Source organism: Providencia sp. PROV040 (assembly GCF_032706145.1).
GTDB lineage: Bacteria > Pseudomonadota > Gammaproteobacteria > Enterobacterales > Enterobacteriaceae > Providencia > Providencia hangzhouensis.
Genome location: NZ_CP120531.1, coordinates 236109 through 249616, shown reverse-complemented (window position 1 = coordinate 249616; position 13508 = coordinate 236109). Strand labels below are relative to the sequence as shown.

The following is a 13508-nucleotide window of genomic DNA, read 5'->3' as shown; positions in this document are numbered from 1 at the left end:
CAAACCATAACCCCTCATGGTTGTGAATAAAAACTCGGCTTTCCCCTCTAAGACTCACCGAGTTTCCCACTGTAACACACCTAAATCCCTTTCAAACTCACTTTTTTCCCTTTCAAACTCACTTTCTTCCCTTTCAAACTCACCGCAATCCTCTACAAGCCAGGCCACCAGCGGCCTGCGAGGAACGGGGATCTTTTAGGATCTGTAAGGAACTAATTAGGTTAATTATTAGGATCTAGCCTGTTGAAAAGTGGATAAGCATAAACCAGACCCTTATTGAGGAACTGGTTTTTATCAGAATGGCTATTCAGCCCAGTGGGCTTTGAGGTGTCGGTTGGCTTCATCTAACGCTGCGGTAGCCGATGGCATGATCCGGTTATCAAAGACCCAGGGCGCGTCTTTCCAGTTACCTTGCTGCCTAATGTAACCCAATTTAATCGCTTCCATGAATGTCATTGACTTAGGACTAGGAGGCTTTACCTCCAGACCCTTGGCGCGATTGACACGTACCTTCAGGTAGGCCAGTACACGCTCAGCCTGCATTTCTTTTCGACCTGACAAGTCCCAGATACTGCGTCTCAGAAGTTTGATGCCTTGTTCACTCGTCATCAGTTTCCCTTTCCGAGTTCAACACGTTAATGCTTGGCAGGTCACACTGAAACCTCGTGTCATCAGCACGGTCTATCCAGGTCAAACACGCACCCGAGCGCCAGACTTCCAACACGGGATCACTCATGCAGTTTTCCACACTCTCATCTTCGTCATCAAAATCGTCAAACGTAGCCTCACTGTAGATAACGACATGAAGGAATTGCGGGTTTCTTTCCAATACAGCAAAAGCGTCGATCAGCGCCGATTTATCGAACTTAAGCGTCACATTCAGGAGGCGGATATCTTCCTGGAGTTTTAATTCTGTCAGCATAGTGTATCTCTTTTTAAGGCTGAGGCTCTCTCAAAGGGGTCGTCTCAGAATTCGGAAAATAAAGCACGCTAAGGCGTAGTCACCCCGTGACTCCCCCGCGCCGATGCAGCGAGCTTCGTTCCGTCTTGCAGTGACGCAATCAGCGGGCAGGAAACGTTCCCTTTCCGCGCATGGCAGGCGCACACCAGTTCAGACAGCACGGCCTCCATGCGTGCCAAGTCGGCCATCTTCTCGCGCACATCCTTGAGCTTGTGCTCGGCCAGGCCGCTGGCTTCCTCGCAATGGGTGCCATCCTCCAGCCGCAGTAGCTCGGCGATTTCGTCCAGGCTAAAGCCCAGCCGCTGGGCCGATTTCACGAACCGCACTCGTGTTACATCCGCCTCGCCATAGCGGCGAATGCTGCCATAGGGCTTGTCTGGCTCCGGCAGCAGGCCCTTGCGCTGGTAGAACCGGATGGTCTCCACATTGACCCCGGCCGCCTTGGCAAAAACGCCAATGGTCAGATTCTCAAAATTAATTTGCATATCGCTTGACTCCGTACATAACTACGGAAGTAAGCTTAAGCTATCCAAACCAAATTTGAAAGGACAAGCGTATGTCTGAACCACAAAAGTCTGAACCACAAAACGGGCGCGGCGCGCTCTTCGCCGGTGGGCTGGCCGCCATTCTTGCGTCGGCCTGCTGCCTGGGGCCGCTGGTTTTGATCGCCTTGGGGTTCAGCGGGGCATGGATCGGCAACCTGACGGTGCTGGAACCCTATCGCCCGATCTTCATCGGCGCAGCGCTGGTCGCGCTGTTTTTCGCCTGGCGGCGCATCTACCGCCCGGCGCAAGCCTGCAAACCGGGTGAGGTCTGCGCGATTCCCCAAGTGCGAGCTACTTACAAGCTCATTTTCTGGATCGTGGCCGCGCTGGTCCTGGTCTCGCTCGGATTTCCCTACGTCATGCCATTTTTCTATTAATCACAGGAGTTCATCATGAAAAAACTGTTTGCCGCCCTCGCCCTCGCTGCCGTTGTTGCCCCCGTGTGGGCCGCCACCCAGACCGTCACGCTGTCCGTGCCTGGCATGACCTGCGCCTCTTGCCCGATCACTGTCAAGCACGCGCTTTCCAAGGTTGAGGGCGTGAGCAAGACCGACGTAAGTTTCGACAAGCGCCAGGCCGTCGTCACCTTCGACGATGCCAAGACCAACGTCCAGAAGTTGACCAAGGCGACCGAGGACGCGGGCTATCCGTCCAGCCTCAAACGCTGATCCGTTAACCGAACTCGGGAGCGACACATGGGACTCATCACGCGCATCGCTGGCAAAACCGGCGCGCTCGGCAGCGTCGTTTCCGCGATGGGCTGCGCCGCCTGTTTTCCTGCCATCGCCAGCTTTGGCGCGGCCATCGGACTGGGCTTCTTGAGCCAGTACGAGGGGCTATTCATTGGCATCCTGCTGCCGATGTTCGCCGGCATCGCGTTACTCGCCAATGCTATCGCTTGGCTCAATCATCGACAGTGGCGACGCACGGCGCTCGGCACGATAGGCCCGATCTTGGTGCTGGCAGCGGTGTTTTTAATGCGGGCTTACGGCTGGCAGAGCGGTGGACTGCTCTATGTCGGCCTGGCCTTGATGGTTGGGGTGTCGGTCTGGGATTTCATCTCGCCAGCACATCGCCGCTGCGGGCCGGACAGCTGTGAATTGCCAGAACAACGTGGCTGACGGCAACAGCCGTAGCCACCACAGAAAAGGAAAAATACATGACCACCCTGAAAATCACCGGGATGACCTGCGACTCGTGCGCGGCTCACGTCAAGGAAGCCTTGGAGAAAGTGCCCGGCGTGCAATCGGCGCTGGTGTCCTATCCGAAGGGCACAGCGCAACTCGCCATTGAGGCGGGCACGTCATCGGATGCGCTGACTACCGCCGTGGCCGGACTGGGCTACGAGGCAACGCTTGCCGATGCGCCACCGACGGACAACCGCGCCGGCCTGCTCGACAAGATGCGCGGCTGGATAGGGGCCGCTGATAAGCCCAGTGGCAACGAACGCCCGTTGCAGGTCGTCGTCATTGGTAGCGGTGGAGCCGCGATGGCGGCAGCACTGAAGGCCGTCGAGCAAGGCGCGCAGGTCACGCTGATTGAGCGCGGCACCATCGGCGGCACCTGCGTCAACGTCGGTTGTGTGCCGTCCAAGATCATGATCCGCGCCGCCCACATCGCCCATCTGCGCCGGGAAAGCCCATTCGACGGCGGCATGCCACCCACACCGCCGACGATCTTGCGCGAGCGGCTGCTGGCCCAGCAGCAGGCCCGTGTCGAAGAACTCCGTCATGCCAAGTACGAAGGCATCCTGGACGGCAATTCAGCCATCACCGTTCTGCACGGTGAAGCGCGTTTCAAGGACGACCAGAGCCTTATCGTTAGTTTGAACGAGGGTGGCGAGCGCGTCGTGATGTTCGACCGCTGCCTGGTCGCCACGGGTGCCAGCCCGGCGGTCCCGCCGATTCCGGGCTTGAAAGAGTCACCCTACTGGACTTCCACCGAGGCCCTGGCGAGCGACACCATTCCCGAACGCCTTGCCGTAATCGGCTCGTCGGTGGTGGCGCTGGAGCTGGCGCAAGCCTTTGCCCGGCTGGGCAGCAAGGTCACGGCCCTGGCGCGCAATACCTTGTTCTTCCGTGAAGACCCGGCCATCGGCGAGGCGGTGACAGCCGCTTTCCGTGCCGAGGGCATCGAGGTGCTGGAGCACACGCAAGCCAGCCAGGTCGCCCATATGGACGGTGAATTCGTGCTGACCACCACGCACGGTGAATTGCGCGCCGACAAGCTGCTGGTCGCCACCGGCCGGACACCGAACACGCGCAGCCTGGCATTGGAAGCGGCGGGGGTAGCCGTCAATGCGCAGGGGGCCATCGTCATCGACAAGGGCATGCGCACCAGTAGCCCGAACATCTACGCGGCCGGCGACTGCACCGACCAGCCGCAGTTCGTCTATGTGGCGGCAGCGGCCGGCACTCGTGCGGCGATCAACATGACTGGCGGCGATGCGGCCCTGGACCTGACCGCAATGCCGGCCGTGGTGTTCACCGACCCGCAGGTCGCCACCGTGGGCTACAGCGAGGCGGAAGCACATCACGACGGGATCGAGACCGACAGTCGCCTGCTAACACTGGATAACGTGCCGCGTGCGCTTGCCAACTTCGACACACGCGGCTTCATCAAGCTGGTCATCGAGGAAGGTAGCGGACGGCTCATCGGCGTGCAAGCGGTGGCCCCGGAAGCGGGTGAACTGATCCAGACGGCGGTGCTCGCCATTCGCAACCGTATGACCGTGCAGGAACTGGCCGACCAATTGTTCCCCTACCTGACCATGGTCGAAGGGCTGAAGCTCGCGGCGCAGACCTTCAGCAAGGACGTGAAGCAGCTTTCGTGCTGCGCCGGATGAGGAAAAGGAGGTGTTCAATGAGCGCCTACACAGTGTCCCGGCTGGCCCTTGATGCCGGGGTGAGCGTGCATATCGTGCGCGACTACCTGCTGCGCGGATTGCTACGGCCGGTCGCGTACACCACGGGCGGCTACGGCTTGTTCGATGACACCGCGTTGCAACGGCTGCGCTTTGTACGGGCTGCCTTCGAAGCGGGTATCGGCCTGGACGCACTGGCGCGGCTGTGCCGGGCGCTGGATGCTGCGGACGGTGACGGTGCGTCTGCGCAGCTTGCCGTGTTGCGGCAACTCGTCGAGCGTCGGCGCGAGGCCCTGGCCAGCCTCGAAATGCAACTGGCCGCCATGCCAACCGAACCGGCACAGCACGCGGAGAGTCTGCCATGAACAGCCCAGAGCACTTGCCGTCTGAGACGCACAAACCGATCACCGGCTACTTGTGGGGCGCGCTGGCCGTGCTCACCTGTCCCTGCCATTTGCCGATTCTCGCCATTGTGCTAGCCGGCACGACGGCCGGCGCGTTCATCGGGGAGCACTGGGGTATTGCAGCCCTCACGCTGACCGGCTTGTTTGTCCTGTCTGTGACGCGGCTGCTGCGGGCCTTCAAGGGAAGATCATGACCGCTTCCCAGCCAGCCGAGAGTGGGCAGCTTTGAGCTTCGCTACCAATCTGGAGGAGTACCACCATGAACGCAAACGCCCCGAACACTGCCAGTTGCACCACCTGCTGCGTATGCTGCAAAGAAATTCCGCTCGATGCCGCCTTCACCCCGGAAGGCGCGGAATACGTCGAACATTTCTGCGGGCTGGATTGCTATGAACGCTTCCAGGCACGCGCCAAGGCCGCGACAGAATCTGACATTGCGCCTGTCCCTGGCGGTTCGCAGCCGTCAGATTGAGGCATACCCTAACTTGATGTCAGATGCCATGTGTCATTTTCAGAAGACGACTGCACCAGTTGATTGGGCGTAATGGCTGTTGTGCAGCCAGCTCCTGACAGTTCAATATCAGAAGTGATCTGCACCAATCTCGACTATGCTCAATACTCGTGTGCACCAAAGCGAGGTGAGCATGGCGACGGAGGCTCTGTTGCAAAGATTGGCGGCAGTCAGAGGTAGGCTGTCGCTCTGCGCCGATCAGGCGGCTGCTGCGAAATGGTGGTTGAGCAGGCACTGTTGCAAAGTTAGCGATGAGGCAGCCTTTTGTCTTATTCAAAGGCCTTACATTTCAAAAACTCTGCTTACCAGGCGCATTTCGCCCAGGGGATCACCATAATAAAATGCTGAGGCCTGGCCTTTGCGTAGTGCACGCATCACCTCAATACCTTTGATGGTGGCGTAAGCCGTCTTCATGGATTTAAATCCCAGCGTGGCGTTGATTATCCGTTTCAGTTTGCCATGATCGCATTCAATCACGTTGTTCCGGTACTTAATCTGTCGGTGTTCAACGTCAGACGGGCACCGGCCTTCGCGTTTGAGCAGAGCAAGCGCGCGACCATAGGCGGGCGCTTTATCCGTGTTGATGAATCGTGGGATCTGCCACTTCTTCACGTTGTTGAGGATTTTACCCAGAAACCGGTATGCAGCTTTGCTGTTACGACGGGAGGAGAGATAAAAATCGACAGTGCGGCCCCGGCTGTCGACGGCCCGGTACAGATACGCCCAGCGGCCATTGACCTTCACGTAGGTTTCATCCATGTGCCACGGGCAAAGATCGGAAGGGTTACGCCAGTACCAGCGCAGCCGTTTTTCCATTTCAGGCGCATAACGCTGAACCCAGCGGTAAATCGTGGAGTGATCGACATTCACTCCGCGTTCAGCCAGCATCTCCTGCAGCTCACGGTAACTGATGCCGTATTTGCAGTACCAGCGTACGGCCCACAGAATGATGTCACGCTGAAAATGCCGGCCTTTGAATGGGTTCATGTGCAGCTCCATCAGCAAAAGGGGATGATAAGTTTATCACCACCGACTATTTGCAACAGTGCCCTTATTTTTGCCCCTGCTATTGTGCCTTTAATTACTAGGTTAGAAGAACAATTTACAAAGTATGAAATACAACAAATAAGTAATTTAACAAGTGCTTATGCTGTTCGTTTATATGAAATATTGATTGCATGGCGTAGTACTGGAAAAACGCCTCTCATAACTATGTATGATTTTAGACAAAAAATAGGTGTACTCGAGACTGAATACAAACGAATGTATGATTTTAAAAAATATGTTTTAGACATTGCATTAAAACAAGTAAATGAACATACCGATATTATTGTCAAAGTTGAACAGCATAAAACAGGTAGATCTATTACTGGTTTTTCATTTAGCTTTAAACAGAAAAAATCAGCCACGCATTCAGTCGAATCTAAAAGAGATCCGAATACATTAGACCTCTTTTCAAAAATAACAGATAAACAACGCCATCTATTCGCCAACAAGCTCTCAGAGCTTCCTGAGATGAGTAAATATTCACAAGGCACAGAAAGCTATCAGCAGTTTGCTGTACGTATAGCTGCCATGCTGCAAGATGCAGAGAAATTTAAGGAATTACTTCCTTTACTCAGAAAATTAGGATTTCAATGACATTGTTAATTGAAATTGTTAAGTTAACAGTCAGGTATTAACACAAGTTGAAAACTGGTTTACATAATGAAAAAACTGTCAGTTTCAGAGTTAGCTAAGCTTTATGGATATTCAAGACAAGCCATATATGCACATATAAACAAAGGAAATTTATCTAAAGGATCTGATGGATTAATTGACTTTTCAGAGGCCCTAAGAGTTTTTGGGGAACCACAAAAAAAAGAGGATACAGTCAATCAAAGTCAATCAATTAACAGTCAAAACTTGACAGAAGTTGACTTACTAAAACGTCAAGTTGACATACTGGAAAAACAATTAAATCAGGCAATACAGAGAGAAAATCAATCTTTAGAACGTGAATCGTTTTATCAAGAACAGATTGAAGCTATGCAGCGCTTACTAGAAGCACCAAAAGCCAATATGACTACCTTTACCGATCAGAGCTTTAAACAGGATATAGCAACGGATCCTCGGTCGGAACTAGCAACGAACTATGACGAATTGACTACTCCTCAGCAAGACAATAAGCGTATTCCTATCCCGGAGCATGTTGAACCAGAACAGAAGAAGAGAGGCTTCCTAAGCCGCTTTTTCCTTCCATATGGTTAGCCAAGACTCCAGTTTTTTGAAGAGCCAATTTCAGTGCAAGCACTTGAAATAATGACTCCTCAAAAAACCGGATGATGTTTATTAAAACTGAATAAAACCGTGGAACATCGCTCAATTAGTGATCGTGGAACATGAATAATCAATAAAAAGCCGTTCTGGTGCCCTATACTCCAGAACGGCTTACGTTAATATAATGATATTTAAAGAGAAATATCAAGCATTTCGTATAAGAAATTTTATGTTAAATGATTGTTAGAAATGCCCCTTGATCGAGGCATTTTCTATAAAGAATACTAAAAACTAATTAAAGCCAACCAAGTTTCAAAACAAGGCAGTTCTCAGCAATCATATTTTTAAATTATATAACTCCCAACTGAGCTTTTGCTCCAACGATAAGGCTTTCATTTTGAGTTTCTAAGGCAAATAAACCATACATCAAAGGAGAGGCCGCTGCTCTTTCTAAAGTCTGTTCATATAGTTTATTCCAAACTTTACCCCCTAGTTTTTCATACTCGATGATTAGAGTTTTGAGGCTTTCTTCTCCAAACAAAGTTACATGCCCAGCAAAATCAATCGCTGGGTCATCTATATGGGCTGTTGACCAATCAATAACGCCTGAAACAGCTCCATCCTTTGAAGCTAGTACATGCCCAGCATATAAATCGCCATGTATAAATTGGGTGAAATCTGCCCATAGAACATCATTATCCAACCATTTTCTGTAGCGGGTTTCCAATTGCTCACTTATACCAATTTCAGATTTTACTAACTGCAAATTGTTTGCTATTTCAGGTCTTAAATCTGAAGGTTTCATAATTTTCAAATCATTTTCCCGAACTTCTTTTTCAGGAATACTATGGATTTCAAATAAGGTTTTTGCCAAAGATGTTATGTATTTCGGGCTATCTTTGTCCATATTCCAAATTATTTCATAGGTTTCAGCATCCAAATTTAAAACAGGATTATCTTTAAGTATGGGATAAGCCACTAATTCTGTAGATGAAATTCTCCAATCAGGAACCTCTACAGAAAGATGTTTTTTTACCAATTCTAAAATGCGTTTTTCTTTCTTGATTTGTTCCCTCATGCCATCACGACGAGGAATACGCAGCAACCATTGTTGCCCCTTTGTATCAAGAGCAAAAACGACCTTAAAATCAATGCCCATTTCATTGAAATTCATTTTGTCCGTAAGCAACAAGCCGTGTGCTTCAGCAAGTGATTGAATATCTTGAATTGTCATTTTTAATTTCCTTTAAAGAGTTCAATAATTAATGTTCGGATTAGATTGGCTATCATTAACAATCTCTCTCAAAAGTCTTGATGATTTTGTGGTCTTTGATCTCGTAGATAATGTCAGCAATATTATCGACCAATTGCTTGTCATGAGATACGAAGATAATAGTTCCTGCATAGGACTTCATCATTGTTTCTAATGCGGCAATACTTTTTAGGTCAAGATAGTTTCCTGGTTCATCCATAAGCAAAATATTATATTTTCCTAAAAGCATTTTGGATAAAAGCAGTTTGATGATTTCACCTCCCGATAAGTCGGATAAGTTTTTTTGAATATCATTCGCTCCGATCCCCATTGAAGCCAATACTGCACGAATTTCCGCAACTGTGTACTCGCACTCTTCCTGCATAAAGGAGAGCACAGATTTATGCGTGTTAAATTTATATCCTGTTTGTGTAAAGTAGCCAATTTCAGCTTTTGGAGATATGGTTAATCCATCAGCACGTTCTGATATCATTTTTAACAAGGACGTTTTCCCTGTTCCATTCGATCCAGTTATAGCGACTTTAGCGCCAAGCGGTATTATAAAGTTAGCGTCATCAAAGATAGTACGGCTACCAAATTTTAAGCTCAGACCATCTGCCGTAATCGGGAACTTATTGTGCAGTTCTAGGGCTGAACTTTGACGAAAACGAATAGAACGCAAATGCTCTGGTGCTTGAATATCTTCTAATGCAGCCAAACGCTTTTCCATACTCTTAGCTGCCTGATACAGTTTTCTTTGCTTGGTGCCAGTCATTTTTGCATGCCCAAGTCGTCCAGCACTTTCGGTAGAGTTTTTGGATTTTTCTCCTTTTTTCTTATTGTCTAATCGATTAGCTTGCTGGCGTTTTTCTTGCACAGCAGATTCTAATCGCTCCCGTTCCTTCATCATCAGCTCATATTCTACGGCTTGGTGTTGTCGCTCTTCTTCTTTTTGACGCAAGTAATCCGAGTAACCACCCCAATATTCCGTAATTTTACCGTCTTTTAACTCCCATATCTTGTCTACAACCATATCAAGAAAATATCGGTCATGACTGATAACAAGTAATGCTCCATCAAATGCTTTAAGTTGACCAATAAGTAGATCTATTCCATTGAGATCAAGGTGGCTGGTTGGTTCATCCGCTAGAATGCCATGTACTTGTTGGGAAAATGCGGCAGCAATTTTTGCACGAGTTTCCTCTCCGCCACTCATTGTGTCGTTTTGTACATTGGAAACACCAAGGCGAGATAACATTGCCCGGTCTTCGACCGTTTCTATTTCGATTCCGCCCAGTTGGCTGATATGTGCAAAATCACCAAAACGCTGTAATGTCGCTTCGGCTAAAACAATTTCGCCATTAAGTACTTTGAGTAAACTACTCTTTCCTGCTCCGTTATCACCCACAAGACCAATACGGTCATAAGAGTGAATTTCCAATTCATCAATATCCAAAACATCACGCCCAGCATAATCCAAGCGTATGTTTCTCGCTTTAATAATTAAACTCATTTTTATTTACTCCTGTTTAGCTCTTGAAATTTTTTATGCAGCAAACAGGATTTAGGTGAAAACAAAAGCTAGCATCACAGTGTCCTCCCAAAAAAAAAGCTATTCATCCACAGGGTGGACAAATAGCTAGTCAATTAAGTTATAACTGGAAACTATGCACTAAAAGCATACTTATAAATTAAGCATACTTTTACTTTATATATCCGCATATATTCTTAAAGACACAACAAAAGCCCACCATTATAAAATAGTGTCACTATGCAAATAGTTGTGTCTTAACGAATGCGGATAGAATGCATAAACTTACCTAAAAAATAAAATTCAGTTTTATGATAACTTTACTGTTAAAAGAAGTCTAGACAACCTGAGGGATCCCCACAAAATTTCCATTCATACAATCAGCTATCAGCCTGTTTGATTACTGCCCAGTCCCACTGAACCACCCACTGTAGTATTTGTTTAAGTCCCTGCTGATAATATTGCCTGCGTATTCGCTGTTTGGGTTCTTTGCAAAGTAATATCCCAAGGAAATTCAGGGCCAATACCCGCCTATTTTTAACGGTGTTAGCTTGATAACGCAGGTGCAAACCCGCTTTCTCCGCTGCGCTACCTAGCAGGTAATGAAACCAATTAACCAATGCGGCCAGTAGTAGCAGTATCTCTAAGCGAGATTTCTTCTTGGTACCATGCAAATCGCTACCCAGGCCATAGCGGTGACTTTTCTGATCACGGAAGCTTTCTTCAATTTGCATTCGGCTACTGTAGCACTTAGCAATTTTATCCGCATACCCATGGCAGTCAGCTAAGGATGACACCAACAACCATGGTTCCTTATACGTCTTATTTTTATCGCGTTTCAATAGCTTATAACCTTTGCCAACCAGGACGGCCTGCGTTTCATAGTGTTGTGTTTGGGCAAGCATGATTTTTCCTACACTTTTTGGATCCTTCTTCGCTTGCCGATAAAGCTGATTAACACTGATAAACTTGTCCTGCTCTGCCAATTTAAGCTTCACATTGCCTCGAACTCTAGCTACATAATGCCATCCCAGCTTACGCACTTGTTTCAGCCATGGAACTTTAAACCCCGCGTCAGTGACAATTACGGGCTTACAGTCCTTGGGTAGCATGGCTTTAAGCTGCTTTAAAAACGCCCCGTGTAGGTGTGGGCAGGTATAATCTTCTGCGGCGGCAATCTTCTGTAGCAGAGTCAACGCTCTACCGTCAGCGGCAATGCTGGCACGCAGGATAAAGTGTCGCTTGGCAGTATCGGCATTGCTCCAGTCAACCAAAATCATCGGCTTAGTTTTATGGCCAACAATAGAAGCCGTCAGCGCAGCATAAATCAATGGCAGCTCTCGTTGCAGGTTAGGATTATTGAGTAGACGATCTGCCCGTTTGATACTGACCTTATCTGAAGAGCCAGGCATCGCCCGGCCAATCGCAGTAACGGTGCAACACGCATCCTTTGCCAGGGCGGTTACCGCATCTAGCAAAACCGAAAATCGGGCTTTATGCATTGATTTTGGCGTGACAAAGGTGAGGAAATCAGCGAGCATAGCTTTTACATTCATGGTGAGCATCCGCGGTGTGGGAGTTTTGGCGAATGATCAGATCAGGAACCGCCATGAATGTTCCCCAATCAACTAACATTTTATTTTAACTACAGAATTTCTGGGGATACCTCAGGTGGTTTGCAACTCTTTGGTTTAATTGGTTTGATTTATGGGCCAATTATTTTTGCGTTAACCATGGTGCTGTTACGGCTTTATACTATTGAGTTTAAAGATTTTCTGGAACGCCAAGACAATAGCTAACAATAAGATTGTTGTACTTTAGCGCTTCGCCCTGCCCATATCGGTATACAGTGCATTTACGGGAGAAAAAACGGCTCAAACAGGAAAAAATGAAATGACTGAGTCAGCCGAGAAGAATTTCCCCGCTTATTCGCACCTTCCCTAGATTGCTTTTGAGCCATGCATGCATTTGTTTTTAACCTTCTAAACTGTAGTTGAAACCTATCTTTTCCTCAAAATATCCTCTATGTTGTCCAAGGAAAAGATAATCCAAAACTTTGGAAAAACATAGTAAGTGTTTCAGAATTGCACTTGATAAACGAAACTTCATTACTTAATAATAACTATACAGCATCTATCCGTTATAGAAGTCAGGATACACCAGTAAAAGTAACCCAGAATGAAAATGGATATATATTTGAATTTTCTGCACCACAATGGGCTCCAGCCGTTGGACAGAGTTTAGTACTTTTCCAAGAAAATGAGTGCCTTGGAGGCGGAGTTATTTCTGAAATCCACTAGTAATATATACTAACTCATTCCCTATAACCTTCGAATCAAGGATTTTTATCCAACCTTTTGTAAAAGATTCAAACCATAGCTGGTAATTCTCTTCCATTCCCTTCTCCTTTCCAGATAAAGACTTTATTGGAAAAGATATTACAAAGTTTTGAGTATGAAAAAGCTGTAGGAAATCCAAGATATTTACATCTTGCTGTTTTAGCACAGGAAGCATCTTTAAAAGGAATACTACATCATAAGTACCTTTGTAGACATCACTCTCTTTATTCAAAAACCTATACTTTATCGTCGTCTTTAACTTCCCAATAATGCTACTCAAAAAAGCTATCTCAGCTCTATCAATATCGTATGCATGATATATTATTTTTTCATTTTCATTCCATTGGTATAAAGCTAATGGATTGAAGCCACAACCAAAATCTAAAATAGATGAGACATGTTTGATATTTCCAAATACATAAGTGTAAAAGTCATTTAATGTTGCGACTCTTTCATTCGTCGAAGAATGAATCTTTAGTAAATCTTCTATTGATAACTGCCCCTGATTGTACTTTTTTAATAATTTATCCCAATTAGGATAGGCAGAATAGTAAGACCCCCATATTTGATGCAATTTCTTTTTAGAATAATTCTCAACTTCCTTTAATTTATATTTCTTCTCAGAAATGGAAACAACCTTTTCAACAATATCTGAATCAAGGTTTTCGTACTTTTTTGATTCAAGTATCTTCTTAACAACATCATTCTTATCCATTTGAAAGAACCTACAAGTTAAGTATTTGATAGGAACTGTCATTTCGGGTTTTTTGCGGTTTCGGGTCAAAATTCGGTTTTTCCCCCGAACTACGACTGTTTTCGCACCCCGAACAACTAATCCAATCA

Annotated in this window: 18 protein-coding genes and 2 pseudogenes; 12 read left to right on the top strand and 8 right to left on the bottom strand. The window is 47.5% G+C overall.

Going from position 1 to position 13508, the window contains the following annotated elements:
- Window positions 1-303 precede the first annotated feature (303 nt).
- The 3 genes from P3L40_RS24020 to merR all read right to left on the bottom strand — a co-directional run bounded on the left by P3L40_RS24020 (window position 304) and on the right by merR (window position 1446).
- Window positions 304-609: a hypothetical protein gene (locus P3L40_RS24020; RefSeq protein WP_131680268.1), complete on the bottom strand. Its 306-nt coding sequence runs from the start codon at window positions 607-609 to the stop codon at window positions 304-306.
- Complete coding sequence (locus tag P3L40_RS24015) at window positions 599-922, bottom strand: hypothetical protein (RefSeq protein ID WP_136135234.1); 324 nt, start codon at window positions 920-922, stop codon at window positions 599-601. The genes P3L40_RS24020 and P3L40_RS24015 overlap by 11 nt, the downstream gene beginning before the upstream one ends.
- Before the next feature lie 68 nt (window positions 923-990).
- Window positions 991-1446, bottom strand: coding sequence for an Hg(II)-responsive transcriptional regulator (gene merR / locus P3L40_RS24010; RefSeq protein ID WP_001166628.1), 456 nt, complete (start codon window positions 1444-1446; stop codon window positions 991-993).
- Between the two features lie 71 nt (window positions 1447-1517).
- On the opposite strand from merR, the gene merT reads away from it, so the two are divergent.
- From merT to P3L40_RS23970, 8 genes and pseudogenes are all read left to right on the top strand, one after another.
- Window positions 1518-1883: a mercuric ion transporter MerT gene (merT, locus tag P3L40_RS24005; RefSeq protein WP_001294656.1), complete on the top strand. Its 366-nt coding sequence runs from the start codon at window positions 1518-1520 to the stop codon at window positions 1881-1883.
- A gap of 15 nt (window positions 1884-1898) precedes the next feature.
- Window positions 1899-2174, top strand: a complete 276-nt coding sequence (gene merP, locus P3L40_RS24000) for a mercury resistance system periplasmic binding protein MerP (protein WP_000732275.1) — start codon at window positions 1899-1901, stop codon at window positions 2172-2174.
- A 27-nt stretch (window positions 2175-2201) separates the two neighbouring features.
- Window positions 2202-2627 (top strand): organomercurial transporter MerC, encoded by a 426-nt coding sequence (gene merC, locus P3L40_RS23995; protein ID WP_000522996.1) that lies wholly within the window; start codon window positions 2202-2204, stop codon window positions 2625-2627.
- Between the two features lie 38 nt (window positions 2628-2665).
- The gene (gene merA / locus P3L40_RS23990) at window positions 2666-4351 is read left to right on the top strand and encodes a mercury(II) reductase (protein WP_000209296.1); all 1686 of its coding nucleotides are present in this window, start codon (window positions 2666-2668) and stop codon (window positions 4349-4351) included.
- Window positions 4352-4368: 17 nt separating this feature from the next.
- Window positions 4369-4734 (top strand): mercury resistance co-regulator MerD, encoded by a 366-nt coding sequence (gene merD, locus P3L40_RS23985; protein WP_001277466.1) that lies wholly within the window; start codon window positions 4369-4371, stop codon window positions 4732-4734.
- A complete protein-coding gene (merE, locus tag P3L40_RS23980) occupies window positions 4731-4967 on the top strand; it encodes a broad-spectrum mercury transporter MerE (RefSeq protein WP_001087807.1) in 237 nt (78 codons plus the stop codon). The genes merD and merE overlap by 4 nt, the downstream gene beginning before the upstream one ends.
- A gap of 65 nt (window positions 4968-5032) precedes the next feature.
- Window positions 5033-5245: a DUF3330 domain-containing protein gene (locus P3L40_RS23975; RefSeq protein ID WP_000993245.1), complete on the top strand. Its 213-nt coding sequence runs from the start codon at window positions 5033-5035 to the stop codon at window positions 5243-5245.
- A gap of 32 nt (window positions 5246-5277) precedes the next feature.
- Window positions 5278-5343: pseudogene (locus P3L40_RS23970) on the top strand (EAL domain-containing protein); the annotation flags it as partial.
- A 223-nt stretch (window positions 5344-5566) separates the two neighbouring features.
- Here the strand turns inward: P3L40_RS23970 and P3L40_RS23965 are convergent.
- The gene (locus tag P3L40_RS23965) at window positions 5567-6271 is read right to left on the bottom strand and encodes an IS6-like element IS26 family transposase (protein ID WP_001067858.1); all 705 of its coding nucleotides are present in this window, start codon (window positions 6269-6271) and stop codon (window positions 5567-5569) included.
- Window positions 6272-6334: 63 nt separating this feature from the next.
- On the opposite strand from P3L40_RS23965, the pseudogene repM reads away from it, so the two are divergent.
- Together repM and P3L40_RS23955 are read left to right on the top strand one after the other, a co-directional pair.
- Window positions 6335-6925 (top strand): annotated as a pseudogene (repM, locus tag P3L40_RS23960) (replication initiation protein RepM); the annotation flags it as partial.
- 66 nt (window positions 6926-6991) lie between these two features.
- A complete protein-coding gene (locus P3L40_RS23955) occupies window positions 6992-7534 on the top strand; it encodes a plasmid replication DNA-binding protein (RefSeq protein ID WP_004896925.1) in 543 nt (180 codons plus the stop codon).
- Between the two features lie 358 nt (window positions 7535-7892).
- Here the strand turns inward: P3L40_RS23955 and P3L40_RS23950 are convergent, their stop codons facing one another.
- From P3L40_RS23950 to P3L40_RS23940, 3 genes are all read right to left on the bottom strand, one after another.
- Window positions 7893-8777 carry an Mph(E) family macrolide 2'-phosphotransferase gene (locus P3L40_RS23950; protein ID WP_000155092.1) on the bottom strand — a complete coding sequence of 295 codons (885 nt, stop codon included), beginning with the start codon at window positions 8775-8777 and terminating at the stop codon, window positions 7893-7895.
- A gap of 55 nt (window positions 8778-8832) precedes the next feature.
- On the bottom strand, window positions 8833-10308 hold the full coding sequence (msr(E), locus tag P3L40_RS23945; RefSeq protein ID WP_000052512.1) for an ABC-F type ribosomal protection protein Msr(E): 1476 nt from the start codon (window positions 10306-10308) through the stop codon (window positions 8833-8835).
- Window positions 10309-10706: 398 nt separating this feature from the next.
- On the bottom strand, window positions 10707-11891 hold the full coding sequence (locus P3L40_RS23940; protein WP_002001451.1) for an IS4-like element ISEc29 family transposase: 1185 nt from the start codon (window positions 11889-11891) through the stop codon (window positions 10707-10709).
- Window positions 11892-11939: 48 nt separating this feature from the next.
- Between P3L40_RS23940 and P3L40_RS23935 the strand changes: the two genes are divergently transcribed.
- Both P3L40_RS23935 and P3L40_RS25185 read left to right on the top strand, forming a co-directional pair.
- Window positions 11940-12125: a hypothetical protein gene (locus tag P3L40_RS23935; protein ID WP_002026779.1), complete on the top strand. Its 186-nt coding sequence runs from the start codon at window positions 11940-11942 to the stop codon at window positions 12123-12125.
- 285 nt (window positions 12126-12410) lie between these two features.
- Window positions 12411-12626: an aminomethyltransferase beta-barrel domain-containing protein gene (locus P3L40_RS25185; RefSeq protein ID WP_071547994.1), complete on the top strand. Its 216-nt coding sequence runs from the start codon at window positions 12411-12413 to the stop codon at window positions 12624-12626.
- Here the strand turns inward: P3L40_RS25185 and armA are convergent.
- Complete coding sequence (armA, locus tag P3L40_RS23930; protein WP_000359986.1) at window positions 12607-13380, bottom strand: 16S rRNA (guanine(1405)-N(7))-methyltransferase ArmA; 774 nt, start codon at window positions 13378-13380, stop codon at window positions 12607-12609. The two genes, P3L40_RS25185 and armA, sit on opposite strands and share 20 nt — an antisense overlap.
- Between the last annotated feature and the right edge of the window lie 128 nt (window positions 13381-13508).

Excerpts from the sequence above, each read along its gene's own strand:
- P3L40_RS24020 (WP_131680268.1), bottom strand. The coding sequence starts at position 609 with ATGACGAGTGAACAAGGCATCAAACTTCTGAGACGCAGTATCTGGGAC.
- P3L40_RS24015 (WP_136135234.1), bottom strand. The coding sequence starts at position 922 with ATGCTGACAGAATTAAAACTCCAGGAAGATATCCGCCTCCTGAATGTG.
- merR (WP_001166628.1), bottom strand. The coding sequence starts at position 1,446 with ATGCAAATTAATTTTGAGAATCTGACCATTGGCGTTTTTGCCAAGGCG.
- merT (WP_001294656.1), top strand. The coding sequence starts at position 1,518 with ATGTCTGAACCACAAAAGTCTGAACCACAAAACGGGCGCGGCGCGCTC.
- merP (WP_000732275.1), top strand. The coding sequence starts at position 1,899 with ATGAAAAAACTGTTTGCCGCCCTCGCCCTCGCTGCCGTTGTTGCCCCC.
- merC (WP_000522996.1), top strand. The coding sequence starts at position 2,202 with ATGGGACTCATCACGCGCATCGCTGGCAAAACCGGCGCGCTCGGCAGC.
- merA (WP_000209296.1), top strand. The coding sequence starts at position 2,666 with ATGACCACCCTGAAAATCACCGGGATGACCTGCGACTCGTGCGCGGCT.
- merD (WP_001277466.1), top strand. The coding sequence starts at position 4,369 with ATGAGCGCCTACACAGTGTCCCGGCTGGCCCTTGATGCCGGGGTGAGC.
- merE (WP_001087807.1), top strand. The coding sequence starts at position 4,731 with ATGAACAGCCCAGAGCACTTGCCGTCTGAGACGCACAAACCGATCACC.
- P3L40_RS23975 (WP_000993245.1), top strand. The coding sequence starts at position 5,033 with ATGAACGCAAACGCCCCGAACACTGCCAGTTGCACCACCTGCTGCGTA.
- P3L40_RS23965 (WP_001067858.1), bottom strand. The coding sequence starts at position 6,271 with ATGAACCCATTCAAAGGCCGGCATTTTCAGCGTGACATCATTCTGTGG.
- P3L40_RS23955 (WP_004896925.1), top strand. The coding sequence starts at position 6,992 with ATGAAAAAACTGTCAGTTTCAGAGTTAGCTAAGCTTTATGGATATTCA.
- P3L40_RS23950 (WP_000155092.1), bottom strand. The coding sequence starts at position 8,777 with ATGACAATTCAAGATATTCAATCACTTGCTGAAGCACACGGCTTGTTG.
- P3L40_RS23940 (WP_002001451.1), bottom strand. The coding sequence starts at position 11,891 with ATGCTCACCATGAATGTAAAAGCTATGCTCGCTGATTTCCTCACCTTT.
- P3L40_RS23935 (WP_002026779.1), top strand. The coding sequence starts at position 11,940 with ATGTTCCCCAATCAACTAACATTTTATTTTAACTACAGAATTTCTGGG.
- armA (WP_000359986.1), bottom strand. The coding sequence starts at position 13,380 with ATGGATAAGAATGATGTTGTTAAGAAGATACTTGAATCAAAAAAGTAC.